21 protein-coding genes are annotated in these 18,760 nt (G+C 62.2%); 6 read left to right on the forward strand and 15 right to left on the reverse strand.

Annotated elements, in window-relative coordinates; genetic code table 11:
• Nucleotides 1-486: 486 nt before the first annotated feature.
• Genes IB238_RS00485 through IB238_RS00500 form a run of 4 tightly spaced genes read right to left on the reverse strand, consistent with a single transcriptional unit; the run spans nucleotide 487 to nucleotide 2,956 of the window.
• Complete coding sequence (locus IB238_RS00485; RefSeq protein WP_192242361.1) at nucleotides 487-780, reverse strand: iron-sulfur cluster assembly protein; 294 nt, start codon at nucleotides 778-780, stop codon at nucleotides 487-489.
• 3 nt (nucleotides 781-783) lie between these two features.
• Nucleotides 784-1,296, reverse strand: coding sequence for a DUF2249 domain-containing protein (locus tag IB238_RS00490; protein WP_192242363.1), 513 nt, complete (start codon nucleotides 1,294-1,296; stop codon nucleotides 784-786).
• The gene (locus IB238_RS00495; protein WP_192242365.1) at nucleotides 1,293-2,648 is read right to left on the reverse strand and encodes a hypothetical protein; all 1,356 of its coding nucleotides are present in this window, start codon (nucleotides 2,646-2,648) and stop codon (nucleotides 1,293-1,295) included. Before IB238_RS00495 ends, IB238_RS00490 begins: the two co-directional genes overlap by 4 nt.
• A gap of 35 nt (nucleotides 2,649-2,683) precedes the next feature.
• On the reverse strand, nucleotides 2,684-2,956 hold the full coding sequence (locus IB238_RS00500; protein WP_192242367.1) for a DUF2249 domain-containing protein: 273 nt from the start codon (nucleotides 2,954-2,956) through the stop codon (nucleotides 2,684-2,686).
• Between the two features lie 209 nt (nucleotides 2,957-3,165).
• Between IB238_RS00500 and hemN the strand changes: the two genes are divergently transcribed.
• Nucleotides 3,166-4,518 (forward strand): oxygen-independent coproporphyrinogen III oxidase, encoded by a 1,353-nt coding sequence (hemN, locus tag IB238_RS00505; protein WP_192242369.1) that lies wholly within the window; start codon nucleotides 3,166-3,168, stop codon nucleotides 4,516-4,518.
• A 292-nt stretch (nucleotides 4,519-4,810) separates the two neighbouring features.
• On the opposite strand, the gene IB238_RS00510 is transcribed toward hemN, so the two are convergent.
• The 6 genes from IB238_RS00510 to IB238_RS00535 all read right to left on the reverse strand — a co-directional run bounded on the left by IB238_RS00510 (nucleotide 4,811) and on the right by IB238_RS00535 (nucleotide 10,563).
• A complete protein-coding gene (locus tag IB238_RS00510; protein ID WP_192242371.1) occupies nucleotides 4,811-6,709 on the reverse strand; it encodes a VWA domain-containing protein in 1,899 nt (632 codons plus the stop codon).
• An 11-nt stretch (nucleotides 6,710-6,720) separates the two neighbouring features.
• The gene (locus tag IB238_RS00515; protein ID WP_192242373.1) at nucleotides 6,721-7,533 is read right to left on the reverse strand and encodes a CbbQ/NirQ/NorQ/GpvN family protein; all 813 of its coding nucleotides are present in this window, start codon (nucleotides 7,531-7,533) and stop codon (nucleotides 6,721-6,723) included.
• A gap of 65 nt (nucleotides 7,534-7,598) precedes the next feature.
• On the reverse strand, nucleotides 7,599-8,945 hold the full coding sequence (locus IB238_RS00520) for a nitric-oxide reductase large subunit (RefSeq protein WP_192242375.1): 1,347 nt from the start codon (nucleotides 8,943-8,945) through the stop codon (nucleotides 7,599-7,601).
• 19 nt (nucleotides 8,946-8,964) lie between these two features.
• A complete protein-coding gene (locus tag IB238_RS00525; RefSeq protein ID WP_192242377.1) occupies nucleotides 8,965-9,417 on the reverse strand; it encodes a cytochrome c in 453 nt (150 codons plus the stop codon).
• Between the two features lie 298 nt (nucleotides 9,418-9,715).
• Entirely contained in the window at nucleotides 9,716-10,006 is a 291-nt protein-coding gene (locus IB238_RS00530; protein WP_192242379.1) for a cytochrome C oxidase subunit IV family protein, read from the reverse strand.
• A 5-nt stretch (nucleotides 10,007-10,011) separates the two neighbouring features.
• Nucleotides 10,012-10,563, reverse strand: coding sequence for a cytochrome c oxidase subunit 3 (locus IB238_RS00535; RefSeq protein WP_192242381.1), 552 nt, complete (start codon nucleotides 10,561-10,563; stop codon nucleotides 10,012-10,014).
• Between the two features lie 120 nt (nucleotides 10,564-10,683).
• Between IB238_RS00535 and IB238_RS00540 the strand changes: the two genes are divergently transcribed.
• The 5 genes from IB238_RS00540 to IB238_RS00560 all read left to right on the forward strand — a co-directional run bounded on the left by IB238_RS00540 (nucleotide 10,684) and on the right by IB238_RS00560 (nucleotide 14,119).
• Nucleotides 10,684-10,839, forward strand: coding sequence for a hypothetical protein (locus tag IB238_RS00540; protein ID WP_192242383.1), 156 nt, complete (start codon nucleotides 10,684-10,686; stop codon nucleotides 10,837-10,839).
• A gap of 118 nt (nucleotides 10,840-10,957) precedes the next feature.
• Nucleotides 10,958-11,503 (forward strand): iron transporter, encoded by a 546-nt coding sequence (locus IB238_RS00545; RefSeq protein ID WP_192242385.1) that lies wholly within the window; start codon nucleotides 10,958-10,960, stop codon nucleotides 11,501-11,503.
• A 1-nt stretch (nucleotide 11,504) separates the two neighbouring features.
• Nucleotides 11,505-11,846, forward strand: coding sequence for a cupredoxin domain-containing protein (locus tag IB238_RS00550; RefSeq protein WP_192242387.1), 342 nt, complete (start codon nucleotides 11,505-11,507; stop codon nucleotides 11,844-11,846).
• Nucleotides 11,847-11,858: 12 nt separating this feature from the next.
• Complete coding sequence (locus tag IB238_RS00555; protein ID WP_210333441.1) at nucleotides 11,859-12,707, forward strand: FTR1 family protein; 849 nt, start codon at nucleotides 11,859-11,861, stop codon at nucleotides 12,705-12,707.
• Entirely contained in the window at nucleotides 12,704-14,119 is a 1,416-nt protein-coding gene (locus IB238_RS00560; protein WP_192242389.1) for a 4Fe-4S binding protein, read from the forward strand. The genes IB238_RS00555 and IB238_RS00560 overlap by 4 nt, the downstream gene beginning before the upstream one ends.
• Before the next feature lie 30 nt (nucleotides 14,120-14,149).
• Here the strand turns inward: IB238_RS00560 and IB238_RS00565 are convergent, their stop codons facing one another.
• From IB238_RS00565 to IB238_RS00585, 5 genes are read right to left on the reverse strand one after another with little or no spacing between them, the layout of a single operon-like run.
• Nucleotides 14,150-15,319, reverse strand: a complete 1,170-nt coding sequence (locus IB238_RS00565) for an NnrS family protein (RefSeq protein ID WP_192242391.1) — start codon at nucleotides 15,317-15,319, stop codon at nucleotides 14,150-14,152.
• Between the two features lie 8 nt (nucleotides 15,320-15,327).
• Complete coding sequence (gene ric / locus IB238_RS00570; protein ID WP_192242395.1) at nucleotides 15,328-15,999, reverse strand: iron-sulfur cluster repair di-iron protein; 672 nt, start codon at nucleotides 15,997-15,999, stop codon at nucleotides 15,328-15,330.
• Nucleotides 16,000-16,053: 54 nt separating this feature from the next.
• Nucleotides 16,054-16,593, reverse strand: a complete 540-nt coding sequence (gene mog / locus IB238_RS00575) for a molybdopterin adenylyltransferase (protein WP_192247237.1) — start codon at nucleotides 16,591-16,593, stop codon at nucleotides 16,054-16,056.
• A 22-nt stretch (nucleotides 16,594-16,615) separates the two neighbouring features.
• On the reverse strand, nucleotides 16,616-17,185 hold the full coding sequence (locus IB238_RS00580) for a UbiX family flavin prenyltransferase (RefSeq protein WP_192242397.1): 570 nt from the start codon (nucleotides 17,183-17,185) through the stop codon (nucleotides 16,616-16,618).
• Nucleotides 17,182-18,693 carry a UbiD family decarboxylase gene (locus tag IB238_RS00585; RefSeq protein WP_192242399.1) on the reverse strand — a complete coding sequence of 504 codons (1,512 nt, stop codon included), beginning with the start codon at nucleotides 18,691-18,693 and terminating at the stop codon, nucleotides 17,182-17,184. The genes IB238_RS00580 and IB238_RS00585 overlap by 4 nt, the downstream gene beginning before the upstream one ends.
• Nucleotides 18,694-18,760: the final 67 nt, after the last annotated feature.

An 18,760-nucleotide genomic window follows, 5' to 3' on the forward strand; every position in this document is an offset into this window, starting at 1 on the left:
CTCTTCAACTTCATTCCGCATAGCCCGAGATCAACCAGTGCAACGACGGTCAGGTCGTGTGAATCCGCGCGTTGGTCAACGCAGTTTGGCAGCGCTCGGCCGCTCGCAAGCAAATGCATCCCGCTCCCTGGTCAGGGACGAGAAGGTCCGGATGAGGTTTGAGTTGTCTCCTGCCTTCACTCCCATGTTGCTCGGGCTGTCCGCAGCTCGTCATGGTTGGGGAGAACAGGGCACAATATGCCACCATCAATGCTCAAAATCCAGCAAATGTGCCGCAATTCGAGGTTCAAGGAGTGGCAACACGGTGCACTGCGGCGTTGGGACCGGGCGCGGCGCCATGGCAAGTTGCTGTATTGGGAGGCATTTTTTGTGCCGCGCCGGGTCGCCAGAACACTCTGGCCGAATGCGCATTAGGGGGCCTGCGGCACTGGTCCGGCGCGCCATGCGGGAACCTCCGTGCCCGAAGCACCGAGCCGGTTGTCCGGCTCAGTTGATCATCCTGTCGGGCGTCCACGGCGGATCATAGGTGAGCGTAACCGCGACGTCGCGCACGCCCTCGACGTCGGCAGCGCAGTGCTGGACTGCGTCCCTCAGGAAGGTTGCAGCAGGACAGCCGGGGGTCGTCGTCGTCATCGAGATTGCAACATGTCCGTCGCTGTCGCTGGTGACGCCGTAGATCAGCCCGATATCAACCACGCTCTTCCCCAACTCGGGATCCATGACGATCGTCAAGGCGTCTCGGATGCGCTGGTTTAGATCTCCGCGCTCGATCTGTGACATCTGCTAACCCTTTCCCAAGCGGATCATGATGCGATAGTTCTCGCCCTTCTCGTCGAAATTGCCGAACCATTGATGCCCGCGCTTGGCGAGCTCCGGATAAAGCAGCAGCGGCTCGCGCGACAAAAGGGCGAAGATTACCTCTCCGGCCTTCCGGGATTCGGCTTCGGACAGGATCTGCACCAGGGGTTCGGGCGGCGGCAGGTCGGTCAGGTCCAGTTCCACGACGGGATCGGGCCAAAGTTCCGGGGCATCCAGGTCCTGAGACAGCTGCACATCGGGCGTAGCCTTGGGAACGAAGCGTATTTCGAAGCCGCCCTCGATCTCGGAGACCTCGTGATCGAACCCACGATTGGCCATGACGGCGTAGAGCGGCTGGGGTCGGAAGGGGGCGATGAGCTTCAGGCCCTGTCCGGGACAGAGAGCGTCGACGGCCCCCATGATCGCCTGAAACGGCTCGCCGCCGTTCTCCAGGATGGGTCTGACGTCAAGTTCGGCAAAATTCTCGATCATTGTCATCTCCGATGTGTGATGTCGGGAAGGAAGAGGTGGGGTTGCAGAACGCCTGGGGGCAGGCGAATTTCGGGTGGAGCCCACGAGAGCCGTCTTGCCCGCATGAATTCCACGACAAGGCCCAGCGTTGCAAGGATTTGCAACAGGCTCGCGGCCGTGAAGACTTGAGGAGCATGAAGGAGCAGCGCCAGGGCCGACACGCCTACGGTGATGATGTAAAGGCCGAACCACCACGCGGCTCTACGTTCGTTGACGAGATCCTGAACGCGTGGCACCGCGGTCTTGCCGAGGACAGGCCCGTAGCATTCCATCCAGGTCAGGAAAGGAACGATCTTGTAGAGCTGGCCGAGGCCAAGGGAAGTAAGCCATCCCATGGCGACCAGATAGACTAGCGCGCCGGCATTTTCCTCAAGCGTGCCTGCGAGGACGAACGCTGCAAAGACCGCAGCCGACAACAGGAGAAAGGCAACCGCGGCAAGGCTGATCAGCGTGTTGAGTTCGGCGACTTTGCGCCGGCGTTGCCGGAAAATGTTTACGACATCATACACATAGAAGCCCAGCCCGACGAAGGACACGACCGCCGCGCCGTAGAGCGGCCAGGACTTTTGTGCCTCGAACCCGGTCAGCACGGTCTCGATGGCCACGAGCAGCAGGGCTACCGCCCCTGCGCCAAAGACCAATCGGGTTGTCGGGCGATCACGTTCGGGAGACAGCAGGAACATGGAGAGCAGGCGATACGACACGCCCATGGCCATGATCGTCATCCAGCCCACCAGTCCGATCGTCGCATGCAGGCCGATGCCGCCGATGAGAAGATTGAGAACGTGCGCGTCGTCCACTAGTCCGGACAGCCCCGCAGTGAAGCACAGCCCCAGCAACACCGTCAGCCCCATTGCCACCAGCCCGATGGCGACGAAGCGTGCGGGAAGCGTGAGCGGCCGCGCCGACCAGATCGTCGCGCCGACGCTCGCGGCCAGCGCCGAAAAACCGCCAAAGAGGAGCGCCCCGCCGATCGGCAGGGCGAGCGGGCCTATGGGCAGTCGTCCATTAAGGCCGAGAAACCCTGCTAGCAAGGTCAACAAGCCGAAAATGATAATGATCAATGCCGGCAGCGCTAGAAACGGCGCCTTGAGCGGTTTGGAAACAAGCACCGGCACGAACTGTAGGAGCGCGCCGGAAAACAGTAGTCCGAGCCAGCCGATCGCGATCAGGTGAACGATGACCAGCGTTTCCGGGGCCTCGACGGGCAACACCGGGAAACCGAAGCCCGCGGCCAGCAGGATCTGGCCGGCGAGCAGGAAGACCAGTGCTGCAGCGAAATAGGACATCGTCCATCTGGAAAGCGTGGCACCGGGCATTTCGTCACCTCGTCAGTGCAAGGTCGGATTCTGGCTCAATGTCCGCAGCTGCATTCGCAGCCGGAACTCTTGTAGCGCTGGATTTCCACCCGCCAGACTTCCGGGCCTTGTTCAAGATACTCCCACTGGAACTGCTCAGGATAGCGCGTCTCGATCTGGTAGTGGAGCGGGCGCGGGTCGTGATCGCTCGTCACATGCATTTTGCCGCCGGGCGCAAGCGCCGTCAGCACCCCGAAAATCTTCGGATGACGCTCCGGCGGGGCGATCGTCCTGACATCGATCAACGGTATGTTTTCGGAATTTGACATGTTGTTTTCCATTGGCCCCGTCGAGTTCATCAGGCGACTGGGGCTGACACCGCCCGACCCTGAAACCTTAGTGCCGCACCGCCCGCTTCAATTTGTCGCCGGGCAAACAATAGTCAAAAACCGGCTCTGCGCATTTGCGATTCATCAAAGACGGGGCGAGGTCGCCCTCATAGGGTCGCTTCCAAGATCACAAGGAGCAGGGAAGTCCGATGTCCCAAGCAATCATGGAAAAATACGGCGAAGCGAGATTGCCGCGCTACACCAGCTACCCGACCGCGCCGCACTTCGCGCCGCTGCCGGACAAATCGGTTTATCCCGAGTGGATTGCGGCCATCCCGCGCGACGAGCAGACGTCGGTCTATCTGCACATCCCCTTCTGTCGATCGATGTGCTGGTACTGCGGCTGCCACACCACGATCACCGAACGCGACCGGCCGATCCTCGACTATCTTGACGTTCTTCACCAGGAGATCGAGCTCGTGGCGAAGGCGAGGGGCGCTTCGTTCAACGTCAAAGAAATCCACTTTGGCGGCGGCACGCCGACGATCATCCAGCCGGGCGAATTCGTCTCGCTCATGGATGCCATGAAAAGTAGGCTGGGTTTCTCCGACCAGGTAAATACCGCCGTCGAGATCGACCCGCGCACCTTGACCGCCGAGATGGCCGCAGCCCTCGGAAAATCCGGCGTCACGCGCGCAAGCCTCGGCGTGCAGAGCTTCGATCCGGTCGTCCAGAAGGCGATCAACCGGATTCAAAGCGTCGAGACCACCAGCCTTGCGGTAGAAAACCTCCGGAATGCCGGCGTATCCGCCCTGAACTTCGACCTGATCTACGGCCTGCCATTTCAGACGGTCGAATCCTGCGTGGCAACCGTCGAGGCTGCGGTCACGATGCGCCCGGACCGCCTTGCCGTGTTCGGCTATGCTCATATCCCGACCTTCAAAAAGCACCAGCGCATGATCGACGAGGCAGCGCTTCCCGATGCCGCACAGCGAAGCGCACAGGCTGAAGCAATCGCAGAAGCGCTCGTTGCCGCAGGCTATGAGCGTATAGGGCTGGACCACTTTGCCCTGCCGGAGGACGAACTTGCGCTTGCTCAGCGGGCTGGCCGCCTGCACCGCAATTTCCAGGGTTACACTACCGACAACTGCACGACGCTTGTCGGCCTCGGCGCCTCGTCGATCGGAAAGTATGCGCAGGGCTATATCCAGAACGAAGTGCCGCCGGGGCTTTATGCCGGCCGGATCGCCAGCGGAGAGCTTGCAGCCGCCAAAGGTTACAGCCTGACAGCGGAGGACCGGTTCCGGGCCGAATTGATCGAGCGGGTGATGTGCGATTTCGCCGTGGACGTCGCGGCGATCGCATCCCGGCACGGATTTGAAGCGCAGACCGTGCTTACCGGCAATGCCATGCTCGATGAACTCCAGCGGGACGGGCTGATCGAGATCGGTGGCGGTGTCGTCCGGGTGGAGGATCGTTATCGCTTCATCGTCCGCTCCGTCGCGGCCGCTTTCGACGCCTATCTTGGCAAGAGCGCGCGCACCTTCAGCAAGGCTGCCTGACCATCCCGTCGCAGTAGAGCCGCAGTAAAAAAGAGAAGGCCCAGCATTCCACCGATGCTGGGCCTTCAGTGCGATGAATGCTCAAATGGACCCCCACTTGCGCATTACGTGGCGACGCTTTCGATGCGTATCTTGGCAAGAGCGGCGCACTTTCAGCAACGCTGCCTAACCATCCCGCAGCATTAAAAATGAGAAGGCCCAGCGTTCCGCCGATGCTGGGCCTTCAGTGCGATAAATGCTCAGATGGATCCCACCTAAGCATCCTCGCTTGCTTCGCGGATTCTTGGTCCCCCTAAACCGTCAACCCGCGATAGATCGTTGGCAGCGCCACCGGAAGCTTCGATATGTCACTGACGAGCGCGAAGCCGTTCCGACCAAACAGGGTCGGAAGGTAGTTGTTGGCATCGCGATCGATGGTGACTGCAAACACGCTGGTGCCTGCCCGACGTGCCTCCTGCACGGCCCGGCGCGTGTCCTCCAGTGCAAACCGCCCTTCGTAGTGATCGATGTCGTTCGGCTTGCCGTCCGTCAGCACGAGCAGGAGCTTCTTCCGGCTCGGCTGCTTCTGCAGTTCCGCCGCCGCATGCCGGACCGCTGCGCCCATCCGGGTGTAGTAGCCCGGTTTCAGGCCGGCGATGCGATCTTCGATCGTGCCGTTGATCGTTTCGCCGAACCCCTTGATCGTCTCGATGCGCACCCAGGAGCGACGCCTGGAAGTGAAGGTGAGAATGGAGTGCGTGCTTCCGCATGCCGCAAGCCCATGCGCAAGCACGAGCAGGGCCTCTTTCTCAACATCGAGGACACGGCGGTTGTCCACCCATGCGTCCGTCGAGAGCGAGACGTCGACAAGGATCGTCGTCGCCAGATCCGGTGCGACGGGCCGGCTCATCAGATGGATCCGGTCGCTGCCCTGGCCACCGGCGACGAGATCGGCGCGGGACCTTATGACGGCGTCGAGATCCAGCTCGGATCCGTCCAACTGCGCCTTGAGAAGTTCATGGCGGGGGCGCAGCACTTCGAACTGGCGCCGTACTTTGCGTACGAGCGCCCGCGTCTCGTCATTGGGCTCGCTTCTTTCCCCAAGGGTCGTTGCCGGGACAGCCAGAACGCGCGTATACTTCTCGAGGTAAGTGCCCTTGCGGTAGTCCCATTCGGGATAACTGACCTCGGCGGCGATGGTGGACAGGTCGACCATCTCCGGCGGCAGATCGAGATCGAAGCGGAACTTCGACGAGGGGCGCTCCTTGCGTTGGCCAAGCTTCATCTCGTCGAGGTCGTCCGCAGCCTTGCTGTCGCTTTCCTCGCTGTCGTCCGTCGGGCGATCGACATTGACCATCTCGGCCATTGCCAGGATCTTCTCGAAGCGGTTGAGGATGAAGGGGCTGCGCTCGGACTTACGCTCCTCCTCGCTCTGCCGCATTGCCAGGTAGCGGGCGTTGCCCTGCATTGCCTGGCTCTCCGGGCCATCCCGGCCGACATCTTCGATTTTCGTCGCCGTTTCCGCCCTGACGTGAAACTCCGGCCAGAGCGGCACGCCCATCATCGGCTGGTAGCCGGCTGGTGCGTGACGGGGGAAGATCGCTGGTGGAGTGCCATCGGCTACCCCAGCTCCTTTGCGCAGCAAACCGAGTATCCTGTTCTCTACCAGTTGCTCCACTGCCGGAAGGATGCCGCGAGCCCGTTCCGTCAGGATCGCAGCGCACAGGCGCCGGTAAATCGGCTGCAGTCCGGGCAAAGTGTCGAGTACGCTCGCAACCATCGTCTGCGTTGCCTCGATCCGTTGGAGATCGCGTCGCAGCGGGTCCGAGTCGTCTGGCTCGTTCAGCTCCATCGCAGCCATTGCGGCAGCGAGCCAGATATAGAGATCCCGGTTCAGCTGTCCGTCGGGAAAGAGGTCGATCACCGGTGGCAGCATGGCCGTGGCAAGATCGCGGGAAGCCCCCGCGACCTTCTCCTCGCCCAATCCCACCAGCTGTCTTATCCGCAGGCGATGACGCGACGTGCGCGCATGCGCCGGTGTCAATTGTACCGCTGACTCTCCGCCGAAACCCCTGAAGCAAGTGGGGAGAATCGGCTTGAGCTCGTCAAAGGAGACGGCGTGGTCGGGATAGCGGGGCATGCTCGCTGTCGTTCCGACGAGCCGGTGCCAGAACTTGCCGACCGTTTCCTCCAGTTCGAGAAAGTCGAGCATGATCGGGGCCCTCAGTTGATGACGGCGTTGGCGACTTCAACCAGCGCGGCTCGGATGTCCGGCTCGTCGGTGAGCGGCTCAATCAGCGCTGCCAGAACGGCTTCCTTGGGCGGCATGCCGCTGTCGATGAGGGCCGCGCAGTAGACGAGCAGGCGTGTCGACACGCCTTCCTCGAGATCGTGGCCCTTCATCGCCCGCAGCCGGTGTGCCAGGCTGACCAGCGGCGCGACCTTGGCAGCGTCGAGCCCGCTTTCGGTCGCAACGACGGCAATCTCCTGTTCACGCGGCAGGAAGTCGAATTCGATCGCGACGAAGCGCTGCTTCGTCGAAGGCTTCAGCGCCTTGAGGATGTTTTGATAGCCGGGATTGTAGGAGACGACGAGCATGAAGCCTTGAGGGGCTTCAAGTGTCTCTCCGGTTCGCTCCAGTGGCAGGATCCGGCGATCGTCGGTGAGCGGGTGCAGAACGACGGCTACGTCCTTGCGCGCTTCCACGATCTCGTCGAGGTAGCAGACACCGCCGTTACGCACGGCTCTCGTCAGTGGACCGTCGACCCAGACCGTGTCGCCGCCCTTCAGGAGATAGCGGCCGGTCAGGTCGGCCGCGGCGAGGTCGTCATGGCACGAGACGGTCGTCAGCGGCAGGCCGAGGCGGGCGGCCATGTGGCTGACGAAGCGGGTCTTGCCGCATCCGGTCGGCCCCTTCAGGAGCAGCGGCAGCTGACGCACCAGTGCCGTCTCGAACAGGTTGCATTCATTGCCCTGCGGCACATACGGCGGGATATCTGCCTGGTTGCGCACGGGAGTGGGCTTGAGGAGGTTCATGGCGGAATTCCTTAAGAAAAGTAGGGGGGTGAATGCGGCTCCGTCGGGTACGGAGCCGCATTCTCTCATTCGGCCGGCTGGATTGCGGAGGAGACGCGGGGATTGCGCTCCTTGCCCGGCACGAACAAGGCCCAGAGGAACATCAGCGCGGAGATCAGGACGACGACGCCCGATCCGAGCCGGATCCAGTAGAACATGGCGAGTTGGTCCTGAACGTCCATGTAGCCTTCACCCAGTACCCGCTGCAGGTGGACCTGGAGCACGCCGGCAAAGGTCAGCGCGAAGGTCATGACCGACATGGCGGTGCACATGATCCAGAAGCTTGCCATCGACAGCCACTGGTTATACGGCGCGCGGCCGCGGATTTCCGGAACCGCATAGGCCATGATCGCAAGGTTCAGCATCACGTAGGCGCCGAAGAAGGCGAGGTGGCCGTGGGCTGCGGTGACCTGCGTGCCGTGGGTGTAGTAGTTCACCGACGACAGCGTGTGCAGGAAGCCCCAGACGCCGGCACCGAAGAAGGCCATGACCGAGCAACCGATCGACCAGAGGAGGGCGGCACGGTTCGGGTGCTTGCGGCCGGCTTTCCAGGTCATGACGAAGGTGAACATGACCATGGTGAAGAACGGCGCGACTTCGAGGGTCGAGAAGAGCGAACCGATCCACTGCCAGTATCCCGGAGCGCCAATCCAGTAGTAGTGGTGGCCGGTGCCGAGGATGCCCGAGAACAGAGCCAGGCCGACGATGACATAGAGCCACTTCTCGACGACCTCGCGGTCGACACCGGTGAGCTTGATCATCAGGAAGGCCAGAACCGAAGCCATGATCAGTTCCCACACGCCTTCGACCCAGAGATGGACGACGTACCACCAGTACATCTTGTCGAGCGCGAGGTTCATCGGGTTGTAGAAGGCGAAAAGGAAGAAGATCGCCACACCCCAGAGCCCGAAGATCAGGATGTTGGTGACCACCGTCTTGCGACCCTTCAGAACGGTCAGCGTGATGTTGTAGAGGAACATCAGCGCCACGACGACGATGCCGACCTTGATCACGAACGGCTGCTCGAGGAACTCGCGTCCCTCATGGATCTTGAACATGTAGCCGACGACGGCGATGGCGGCGGCGACCAGGAAGAGCCAGAACTGCACTATGGCGATCTTCGGGCTGTAGAGCTCGGTCTCGGCTTCTTCGGGAAGCAGGTAGTAGGTCGCGCCCATGAAGCCCATCAGCAACCAGACGATCAGGGCGTTGGTGTGGATCATGCGCACGATGTTGAACGGCAGCAGCTCGGAGAGTGTGTTCGGCAGCACGTAGATCGTGCCGGCGAGCACCCCGAACAGGACCTGAGCGAGAAACAGGCCGAGAGCGCCGTAGAAATACAGCATCGCGACCTTCTGGGTTTGATATTTCATGTGAAGGTTCCTTTCCCGGTCAGCCGGCGTCGTTCGGCGGCCACTTCTGCGTCTTGATGCGGCTCGTCCATTCCAGGAAGTCCGCCAGATCGTTCAGTTCCTGCTCGGTGAGATTGAATTGCGGCATCTGGCGCCGCCCCTCGATGCCGGTTGGCTGTGCAGCCATCCAGCCCTTGAGCGTTTCGCGAGCGCCCTCTGGATCGGACTCACCGCCCCAGCGCTTCCAGACATTGCCGAGTTCAGGCGCAAAATAGGCGCCTTCGCCGAGCAGCGTATGGCAGTTGATACAGGAGTTCTTCTCCCAGATATGCTTGCCGCGTCCGACGGAGTCCGTCAGCGTCGACTCATCGGTGGACGTGGTGCGGATGTAGAAGTGACTATGGGCAGTGAGCCCGATGAATATTGCGAAAAAGAAGGCCGAGCCGCCGTAGAAGACGTTTCGGGCTCCTGTCTTTGTAAGGCGTTCCGCCATTCCGAGGTCCCCTTGAATTGAGCGGCCGCATCGTCCCGACGCGTCGAGCAGTTGTGCTCGCCGCGCAACCCGGGCGCGACCGGACGCAAACGACCATCAGTTCATTCGGACTTTTCCCGGACACCTTCTTTGCGATTTGGCAAACAAGAAAGCGGTGACGGGAGCAGGGTCTGTTGAAGGGGGTGAAATGCGGTCCAGCGCCCCGGCGGGAGGCCGGAACGTGGCGTCGCGAACCATGTCACGGGACGTCTGCCGGGCTTGCGGTGGCCCCAAAGTCGCGCCGAATCAGGATGGTTTCTTAAAGCGTGCCGAGGAAGTTCGCGGCCGCCGACTTCGCCAGGATTGCGACCATGAATAGGATTGGCCAGGCAAGAAGAGCTGCGGCGAGACCGGGACGAGCGCCGCGAAGGTGCATGAAGTCCAGGATGATCAAGCGGGCCTTGAAAATCGTCAAGCCAAGAACGGCGATGATGGCGACAAGCGGAAGTGCTTCGTGTTTCCACTGCGCTGAGATCAGGCCGGAAACGATACCCATCATCAGGATCCAGTTGGTGCTGGCAAACAGCGAAGCGGAGGATTTGGGCTTCATCGTCATCACCCGAAATAGATCAGAGGAAACATGACGAGCCAGACCAGGTCGATGACATGCCAAAGGGTCGTCAGGATGAGGATATTGCCGCGCTCGGGTCTCCTTGCGACAAGCAGGAATAGGCCGGCGATGAAGGCAACGTGCGCCAGATGGAAACCGGTGATCATGAAGTACAGCTCGAAGAACGTGCTGAACGTATCGTCGCCGGCGAACTTCCATTCCGAACTGTACTCGACGAACTTCAATGCGACGAACAGGAAGCCCAGTGCCGCGGCGATCAGGAGGCAGATGCGCTGTTGCAGCAGGCTGGCGCCTTCCCGAGCTGCAAGTGCCGCCTGCCATCCGCTTGCGAGCAGGACGATCGTGTTGATGCTGGCAATGCGCGCCGACAGGTGCAATTGCGCCGCATCAAACGTCTCGGCATGAAGAACGGACATGACGAGGTAGGCGGATAGAAGAATGCCGAAGGCGGCCAGTTCGCTCCAGACAAGCACCCAGAGCAGTAGGTCGCCGCCCTCGTCGGTGGAGTCGGCCTGTGACAGCGGCGCCATCGTCATGTGTATCTCCCGCTCTGTTTGCGCCATGCATGACGCATCCCGGCGCTCCGCTCTTTGCCTTTTCGCAAAGACGGAAGCAGGCGGGTCGCTAGCATTGGCAAAAATCAAGAGGTTACTGAGATGTCAGACGCCCAGGCCGGCCTGCTCATGGCTACCCCCATTATCGTCGCTTTTGCGATCGCCCTTCATCGGATGGGCGTGCTGCAGCGCTACAGTGCCGTAGCAGCCGTTCTTTTCTCCGTCGCGATCGCTGCGGTGCTGTTCCTGCAGCAGTAAGGTCGACGGGTGAGCGGAGCCTAAAAAACCGTCTGTTGTTTGTTCCAGCGCAAAGATGGTTGACGAAACACGCGGATAAACATGACTTAAATAGTCATATTAACGGGTGGACAATCACATGCGCACATCTCGCTCTCTCGCAATTGCCGGTATCAGCCTTCTGGGCTTTTCCCTTCTTCCCGCCTACGGCGCCGAATTTCCCATCGGCGAACCGCAACTTGTCAGCGGCATGGAAATTGCGGCGGTCTATCTCCAGCCAATCGAGATGGAGCCGGAGGGCATGATGGCGCCCGCGAGCGAGACGGATATCCATCTCGAGGCCGATATCCATGCGACTGCCGACAACACGAACGGGTTCGCCGAAGGCGACTGGCTGCCGAACCTCGCCGTCGACTACCAGCTGACCAAACTGGATGACGGATGGGCCGCAAAAGGTGTCCTGATGTCGATGGTCGCAAGCGACGGCCCGCACTACGGCGATAACGTCAAGCTGAGTGGACCCGGCAAGTATCGGCTCGAATTTGTGGTCAATACCGGCGGCGAAGGCCATGGCCATTTCGGGCGCCACGTCGACAAGGAAACGGGAGTGGCCCCCTGGCCGCAGCCGGTCACGGTAACCTACGAGTTCGTCTTCGCCGGAACGGGCAAGAAGGGCGGCTACTAGGATGCGGCCCGTCCCGGCGCTACTTCTTGCAACCTTCCTTTCACTTTCAGCGTCGGCCGGCGTGTCCCAAGCGGACGGCGACCCGGTCTTCGTCATCGAGTTCAAGGACGGTGCGATCGAGCCGGCCGAACTGGTCGTTCCGGCGGGCGTGCGTTTCAAGCTGGAGCTTCACAACACCGGCAACAGCCCGGTCGAGTTCGAGAGCATCGTACTGCGCAAGGAGAAAGTGCTCGGGCCGGGCGCATCGAGTTTCATCGTCATCCGACGGCTTGATCAGGGCGAGTACGAATTCTTCGACGACTTTCATCTCGACATGCCTCCGGCCAGGCTGATCGCAAAATAGGAATTCGAGCGCATGTCCGGAAACATGATCCAGATATTCGTCGTCGTGTGGCGCGAGAGCATCGAGGCGCTGTTGGTGATTGGAATCCTCAGCGCCTGGCTGATGAGACAACCGGTACCCGCGCGAAAGAAAGGCCAATCCTACCTTCGCGCCGGCGTTCTTGTGGGCCTGCTGCTGGCACTCATGATCGCCAGCGTCATTCTCTTTGTCGACGAATGGCTGGATGGCGATCGCCAGGACTACTTTCAGGCAACAATGGTCTTCGTCGCTGCAGCTCTGATCATGCAGATGGTGTTCTGGATGCGCAGCCACGGGCGGCAGATTCAACAGACGCTGGAAAACAGCGCAGGCAAGGCGTTGGCGGCTGCGAATGGCTGGGGACTGTTGCTGCTTGCAGCGCTCGCGATTGCCCGCGAGGGCAGCGAGACCGCGGTCTTTCTCTATGGGATCCTGGCATCGTCGAACGGCAGCATCGGCCTTGACGCCATCGTTGCCATGGCGCTCGGCTTCGGTGCGGCGCTGGGTTGCTACTTGCTCCTGCAGGTCGGTGCACGAGCCCTGACCTGGAAAGTGTTTTTCCGCCTGAGTGAGATCATGCTCCTGATCCTTGCCGGGTCGCTGCTGATGAGCGGTGTGGACAAGCTGATCGGGCTCGACCTCCTGCCGCCGCTGTCACCACCCTTGTGGAATACGGCCTGGCTTCTCGACGACGGTCATGGGATCGGTAGCCTGATCGCCTCGCTGACCGGCTACCGCGCCCGGCCGGAACTGCTGCCCCTGATGGTTTTTGCCGGGTACTGGCTCGCTGCAGTCCTTCTGCTCGGCGGCTGGAAATCCCGACGGGCGGCGGTCGCGTCATGAATATCTTCAATGCCGTCCCCTCGACGTATGCCGCCCCTGCAAAGTCTGATCCGTGGCGGAAGATCGGCGACTGGCTGTTTCGCCACCGTCTTCATATCCAGATAGCCCAATGGATCGTTGTGGGTTTCTACCTGGCCCTGCTGATCGTGCCACTCCTTCTGCCGCTACCCGATCGCACGGCCACTATCTGGAACAATACCATCCGCTTCGCCCAGTTCATGTTCTGGGGCATCTGGTGGCCGTTCGTCATCCTCGGCACCGCCCTTGTCGGCCGCATGTGGTGCGGCCTGCTATGCCCGGAAGGGTCTCTCTCGGAGTTGGCCAGCCGCCATGGTCGTGGCGGCGCGATCCCGAAATGGGTGCAGTGGTCCGGCTGGCCGACGGCCGCATTCGCACTCACCACGCTCTATGGACAGATGACGAGCGTCTACCAGTACCCGAAGCCGGCAGCACTCATCCTTGGCGGCTCGACGGTGGCGGCGATTGCGGTCGGCTACGCCTACGGCCGCAACAAGCGCGTCTGGTGCAAGTATCTCTGCCCGGTCGGCGGGGTGTTTGCGCTACTTTCCAAGTTGGCGCCGCTGCATTTCCGCGTCGATCCCGTGTTGTGGCGATTGTCTCAGGATCGGGGCGAGAAGCCCGGCGCAGTCGATTGTGCGCCGTTGGTGGCGCTCCGAACGATGCGCGGCGCCAGCGATTGCCACATGTGCGGCCGCTGCAGCGGCTTTCGCGGCGCCATCACGCTGGCGCGCCGGTCTCCCAGCCATGAGATCGTCCATGTGGCCGGCGTAACACCGAAGCCGGCCGAGACCGTGCTGATCCTCGCAGGGCTGATGGGGCTCGCGGTCGGCGCATTCCATTGGAGCGCCAGCCCCTGGTTTGTTACTACCAAGCAGGCCCTGGCCGAATTCCTCGTCGAGGCGGGGTGGGTAGGGGCGCTCGAAATCACCCTGCCGTGGTGGATCCTGACGAACTATCCGCAGCGCAACGACGTGCTGACATTGGCGGATGGTGTCTTGCTCGTGGGCTACGTCCTTGCCACCGCCCTTGCGGTGGCCATCCTGCTTTCCACATCACTGGCATTCGCCGTGCGTTGCCTCGGCCGATGGGACATCCGTCGCTTCCATCATCTGGCCCAGACCCTCATTCCGCTTGCGGGAGCGGGCCTCTTCCTCGGCCTTTCGGCGATGACCGTCACCCAGTTGAGGTCCGACGGCATCATCATCCCGTTTGTCGCCGAGCTGCGGGCGCTTCTGCTTTGCCTTGCCACGGCATGGAGCGCCTACCTGGGCTGGCGCGTCGGCGGGCTATATTGCCCGGCGCCCGTCGCTCGCATCGGCGCCATGCTGTGCCTTTCGAGTGCGTGGGCAACAGCTGTCTCGGGCTGGGTGTTGTTCTTCTGGCTGTGGTAGCACGTGGCTAGTTCGCGCCGAGCCTGCAGATCAGGAGCGGGTGCGGGCGCTCAGCACCGGACGTGGGATCGGACGACGAAGCGCCGACAGGTGCGCAGCAACGAAAAGTGACCAGCCGACCATCCAGAGCAACACGGCAATGGGCATGAGATCTGTCGCTTGTGTCGGAAACAGACCGGCTGCGATCCGGACAGGAGTGGACAGCCACACGAGCGCGAAGGCGAAGGCGAGGGCAGGTGAAAGAACAAGATAATCGCCCCGTCGCAGCATCGCTGCACGCGCCGTGATCGCAAGCATCATCGTGCCCATGGCGCCCATGGTCAGGCCGTGCAAGGCCGTCGCCACATTGATCATGTCGGGCCGGAGCAAGGCAAGCCCGAGCAGCACCAGTCCGGCCGGGAGCCAGATCCAGGCAAGATGAAGCAAGAGGAGTGCGGGATATCGAATGGTGCTGAATGTCCGCCATCCGGACATCCGGGTGAAGTTCACGGCGCCGGCGCCGATGAGGCAGATGCCGGCGAAGGTATCCACCTCCATTATCGCCAGGCAAACCCCGGCCAAAAGCAACACCGTCGCAAAGATAGACATTCGGTGGCTGTCTTGCAGACGCTGAGGGGACCTCGTCCGTTCGAGCCAGTGGCGCGTGAAGGCGGGCACGGCGCGGCCACCAATGGCGTTGATCAACAGCGCAAAGATCAGGACGGCAACGAGCGCCGCCCGTCCATCGCGAAAATCATGCGGATCGGAAAGCAGCACGAAGTCAGCGGCGACAAGGCCGAAAACAGGCCCGAGAAGCCAGGCCTTTGTCCAGAGGCGGGCCGAGACCAGTTGCCAGGCAAGATACGCACCGAGGGCAAGAAAATAGACAAGGACTGCGGCGGCCTGGACTGTGAACGGCAGCGAGTCCGCCGGAGCGAAACCGACGCGCGCAAGGATCCACAGCACCGAAAGCGTGAGCGTCACGACGCCGGAGACGGTTCCCCGTCCGGTCCACGCCGGCAATGCCGTCAACAGATAGCCGCCGACTGCCGCACCCCCCATTCCGAACGTGAGCTCGTGCAGATGCCAGAGGACGGGATCCCGTCCGCTCACGTCCGGAAACAGCCAGACCGAGGGCGCCGCCACCGCCCATAGTCCCGAATACAGGAACAATGGGCGATGCGGCGCCTGCCAGAACGGATGGACTGTCCAGCGTGTCAAGGATGGTGTCAGGTCGGCACGCCGTTTCGCTCGAAGCGCGGGAAGAGTACGCCGTCTTCCAGATGCATATGGGTTACGAGGTCGTCACAGAACTTGCGCACGCCCGTATAGAGTGCGGTCCAGGACCCGCACGCGCCCTGCGGCAGCACCAGTCCGTGCGTGGCATGTTCGATCGCGGCCAGCAATTTCGCCGTATCGTCATGTTCGTCGCGCATCTGGGCAAGCGGGTGATCGATCATCGGGCTGCCGCCGCGACGCATCATCGGAAACAGCAACTGCTCCTCGCGGTGCATGTGGCCCTCGAGATCCTCGCGCATGGCGATCAATGCGTCCGCGAGGCCCAGCGGCGCGTTCGGATTGTCGCCGTGCACGCGTTCCACCTTCTGCGCCAGCGGGATCAGCCATTCGAGCTCTTCGCGATGAACCTGGTGGTACCGGTTGATGAGGTGATCGATCAGAGCTCCGGTTTCTTCCGGTGCGTCGCGACCAGCGGCCGCCGCGAGTGCCTCAAGTTTGGCAATCAGCGCTTCGGGCACTAGTCCGGCTTCGCTTGCCGCATCGGCGAGCGAGACGTTGCCGCCGCAACAGAAATTGATGCCGGCGCGGCGAAAGAGCTCTGCAGCACCGGGCAGCTCGGCTGCGACAGCGCTGACGGTCTTGTCCAGGGAAATATCGATCATAGGTGGTCTCCTTCGCGGGTCGGCTGGGTTCTTGTCGTTGCCTGAGGCTGATGTTCAGCGGGTCGGGCGGAAGCTTGCAATCCATGCCGGATCGGTTTCGATGCGGCCTGCACCAATCAGGTCCAGGCAATAGGGAATGGCGGCAAAAACGGTATTGAGGCTGAGGCGGATCGAGGCCGGATTGCCGGGGAGGTTGACGATCAGGGTTCTGCCGCGGACGCCGGCCGTCTGCCGCGACAGGATCGCCGTCGGCGTCTGCTGCAGGCTGGCGCGGCGCAGTTGCTCGCCAAAGCCCGGCAGCTCCTTGGTAAGGATCGCAACGGTTCCCTCCGGCGTTTCGTCGCGCGGCGAGGGACCGGTGCCGCCGGTGGTCAGGACGAGGTCGACACCGTCCTCGTCGCAGAGCGCGGCAAGCGTCGTGCTCACGCTGTCCCGGCCGTCCGGAATGAGCCTGCAGACCGTCTCGAAAGGCGTTGTGATGACGGTGCGCAGCCACGCCTCGATCTCCGGGCCACCACGATCGGGATATTCGCCGCGGCTTGCACGATCGGAGACGGTGACGATCGCTATTCGAACGGGGTCTCGGGGCTCCATGGCCGTTGCGCTCATGATTGGATCAGCCCTCCCAAGGTTGGGCGATCGGCCCGGAGGGCAATGCCAGAAGGTCGATTGCCCGAGCGGCGAGGTGGTCGATGATCTCGTCGACCGACTTTGGTCGGTGATAGAAGGCCGGCACCGGCGGCATGACGATCGCGCCCATTTCCGTCACCGCGCACATGCTGCGCAGATGGCCGAGATGCAGCGGCGTTTCACGGGCGAGCAGCACCAGACGCCGCCGCTCCTTCAACTGCACGTCCGCCGCACGCGTCAGAAGAGAATCGGCCCGCCCCGTGGCAATGGCTGACAGGGTCTGCATGGAGCAGGGGGCGACAATCATGCCGCGGACCGGAAAGGAGCCGCTGGCGATCGAGGCGCCGATGTCGGTGTTCGGATGGTGTCGATGAACGCGCGGCAGGAGATATTCCAAAGCAGCCGGGCCGTGCTCCAGGTCCAGCGTGCGCAGCGCAGCGTCGGAGACGACGAGGTGGGTCTCGACATCGGCGATCTCCGCCAGCCGCTCGATGATCCGCACCGCAATTGCCGCACCCGAGGCGCCGGAGATGCCGACGACGACACGTTCGGTCATGACGCGACGTCTCCCAACCCGAGCGAAGCCCAGATCCGGTCTACCTTCGAGGCGACCTCCGGCGACATCTTCAAAACCTGCCCCCACTCGCGATCGGTCTCGGAGCCGATCTTGGTGGTGGCATCAAGGCCGAGCTTGCCGCCGAGTCCGGAGCGCGGGGAGGCGAAATCGAGATAGTCGATCGGCGTGTTCTCCACGACCATCAGGTCGCGGCTCGCATCGAAGCGGGTGGAAAGGGCCCAGATCACGTCCTGCCAGTTCTTCACGTCAATGTCGCTGTCCACGGCGATGATCAGCTTGGTGTAGTTGAATTGCGGCAGGATCGACCACAGCCCCATCATGATCCGCCGTGCCTGTCCCGGATAGCGCTTGTCGATCGACACCACCATCACACGGTAGGAGCAGCCCTCCGGCGGCAGCCACAGGTCGCGGATCTCGGGGAACTGCCGTTTCACCAAAGGTACGAACAGCTCCGTCATGGCCTCGCCCAGCCGGGAAGGCTCGTCCGGCGGCCGGCCGGTATAGGTGGACAGATAGATCGGGCTCTTGCGCATGGTGATCGCCGAAAGCGTCATCACCGGAAACTCTTCGACGGAGTTGTAGTAGCCGGTGTGGTCCCCATAGGGACCTTCGGCGGCCGTCTCATTGGCTGAGACTGTTCCTTCCAGCACGATTTCCGCATTGGCGGGAACCGGCAGCGGAACGCTCACCCCTTGCGCGACCTCCTGCCGCTTGCCCTTGAGCAGTCCGGCAAAGTTCAGTTCACTCATGCCGTCCGGCAGCGGCATGACGGCTGAGAGGATCGTGGCGGGATCCGCGCCGATCACAACTGCAACCGGCATGTCCCGGCCAAGCGCCTGCCAGAGTCGATGGTGGCGTGCGCCGCCGCGATGGGCAAGCCAGCGCATGATGAGACGATTCCGCCCCAATTTCTGCATCCGGTAGATGCCGACATTGACGTCATTCGGGTCGTCCGGCGCCTGCGTGATCACCAGCGGCCAGCTGACGAGCGGCGCGGGTTCGCCGGGCCAGCAGCTCTGGATCGGCAGGCGATCGAGATCGAGATCGCCGTCGCGCCAGATCACCTGCTGGCAGGGGGCACGTGTCACGGAACGCGGATTTATGGACAGCGCCGCCTTCAGGTGCGGCAGTTTCTGCCAGGCGTCGCGCATCGAGCGCGGTGGCTTCGGGTCACGCAGATCGGCAAGGAAATCAGCCAGTTGCGGCAAGCCGCCACTTTCCAGTCCGAGCCCCCACTCGATCCTCTCCCGCGTGCCGAAAAGATTGGCGAGCAGCGGAATAGGCTGCACGTTGCCGGCAGCGTCGACCGGATTTTCGAACAGGAGTGCCGGGCCTTCGTCGGCAAGCACCCGTCGATGGATCTCGGTGATTTCATGTACCAGCGAGACGGGACGGGAAATGCGCTTCAGCCTTGCCCGGCTCTCGAGCATGGCTACGAATTCCTGGAGACCAGAAAAACTGCGCGGAATGGGGACATCGGCTTTCATTGCCCAAGCTTTGCCGGGAAATATTCGGCAGTCTTTGCGATAGCGCAAACTGACGCGGCGTGGCCTT

Origin of the sequence: Rhizobium sp. ARZ01, from assembly GCF_014851675.1 — a bacterium.
Taxonomy (GTDB): domain Bacteria; phylum Pseudomonadota; class Alphaproteobacteria; order Rhizobiales; family Rhizobiaceae; genus Mycoplana.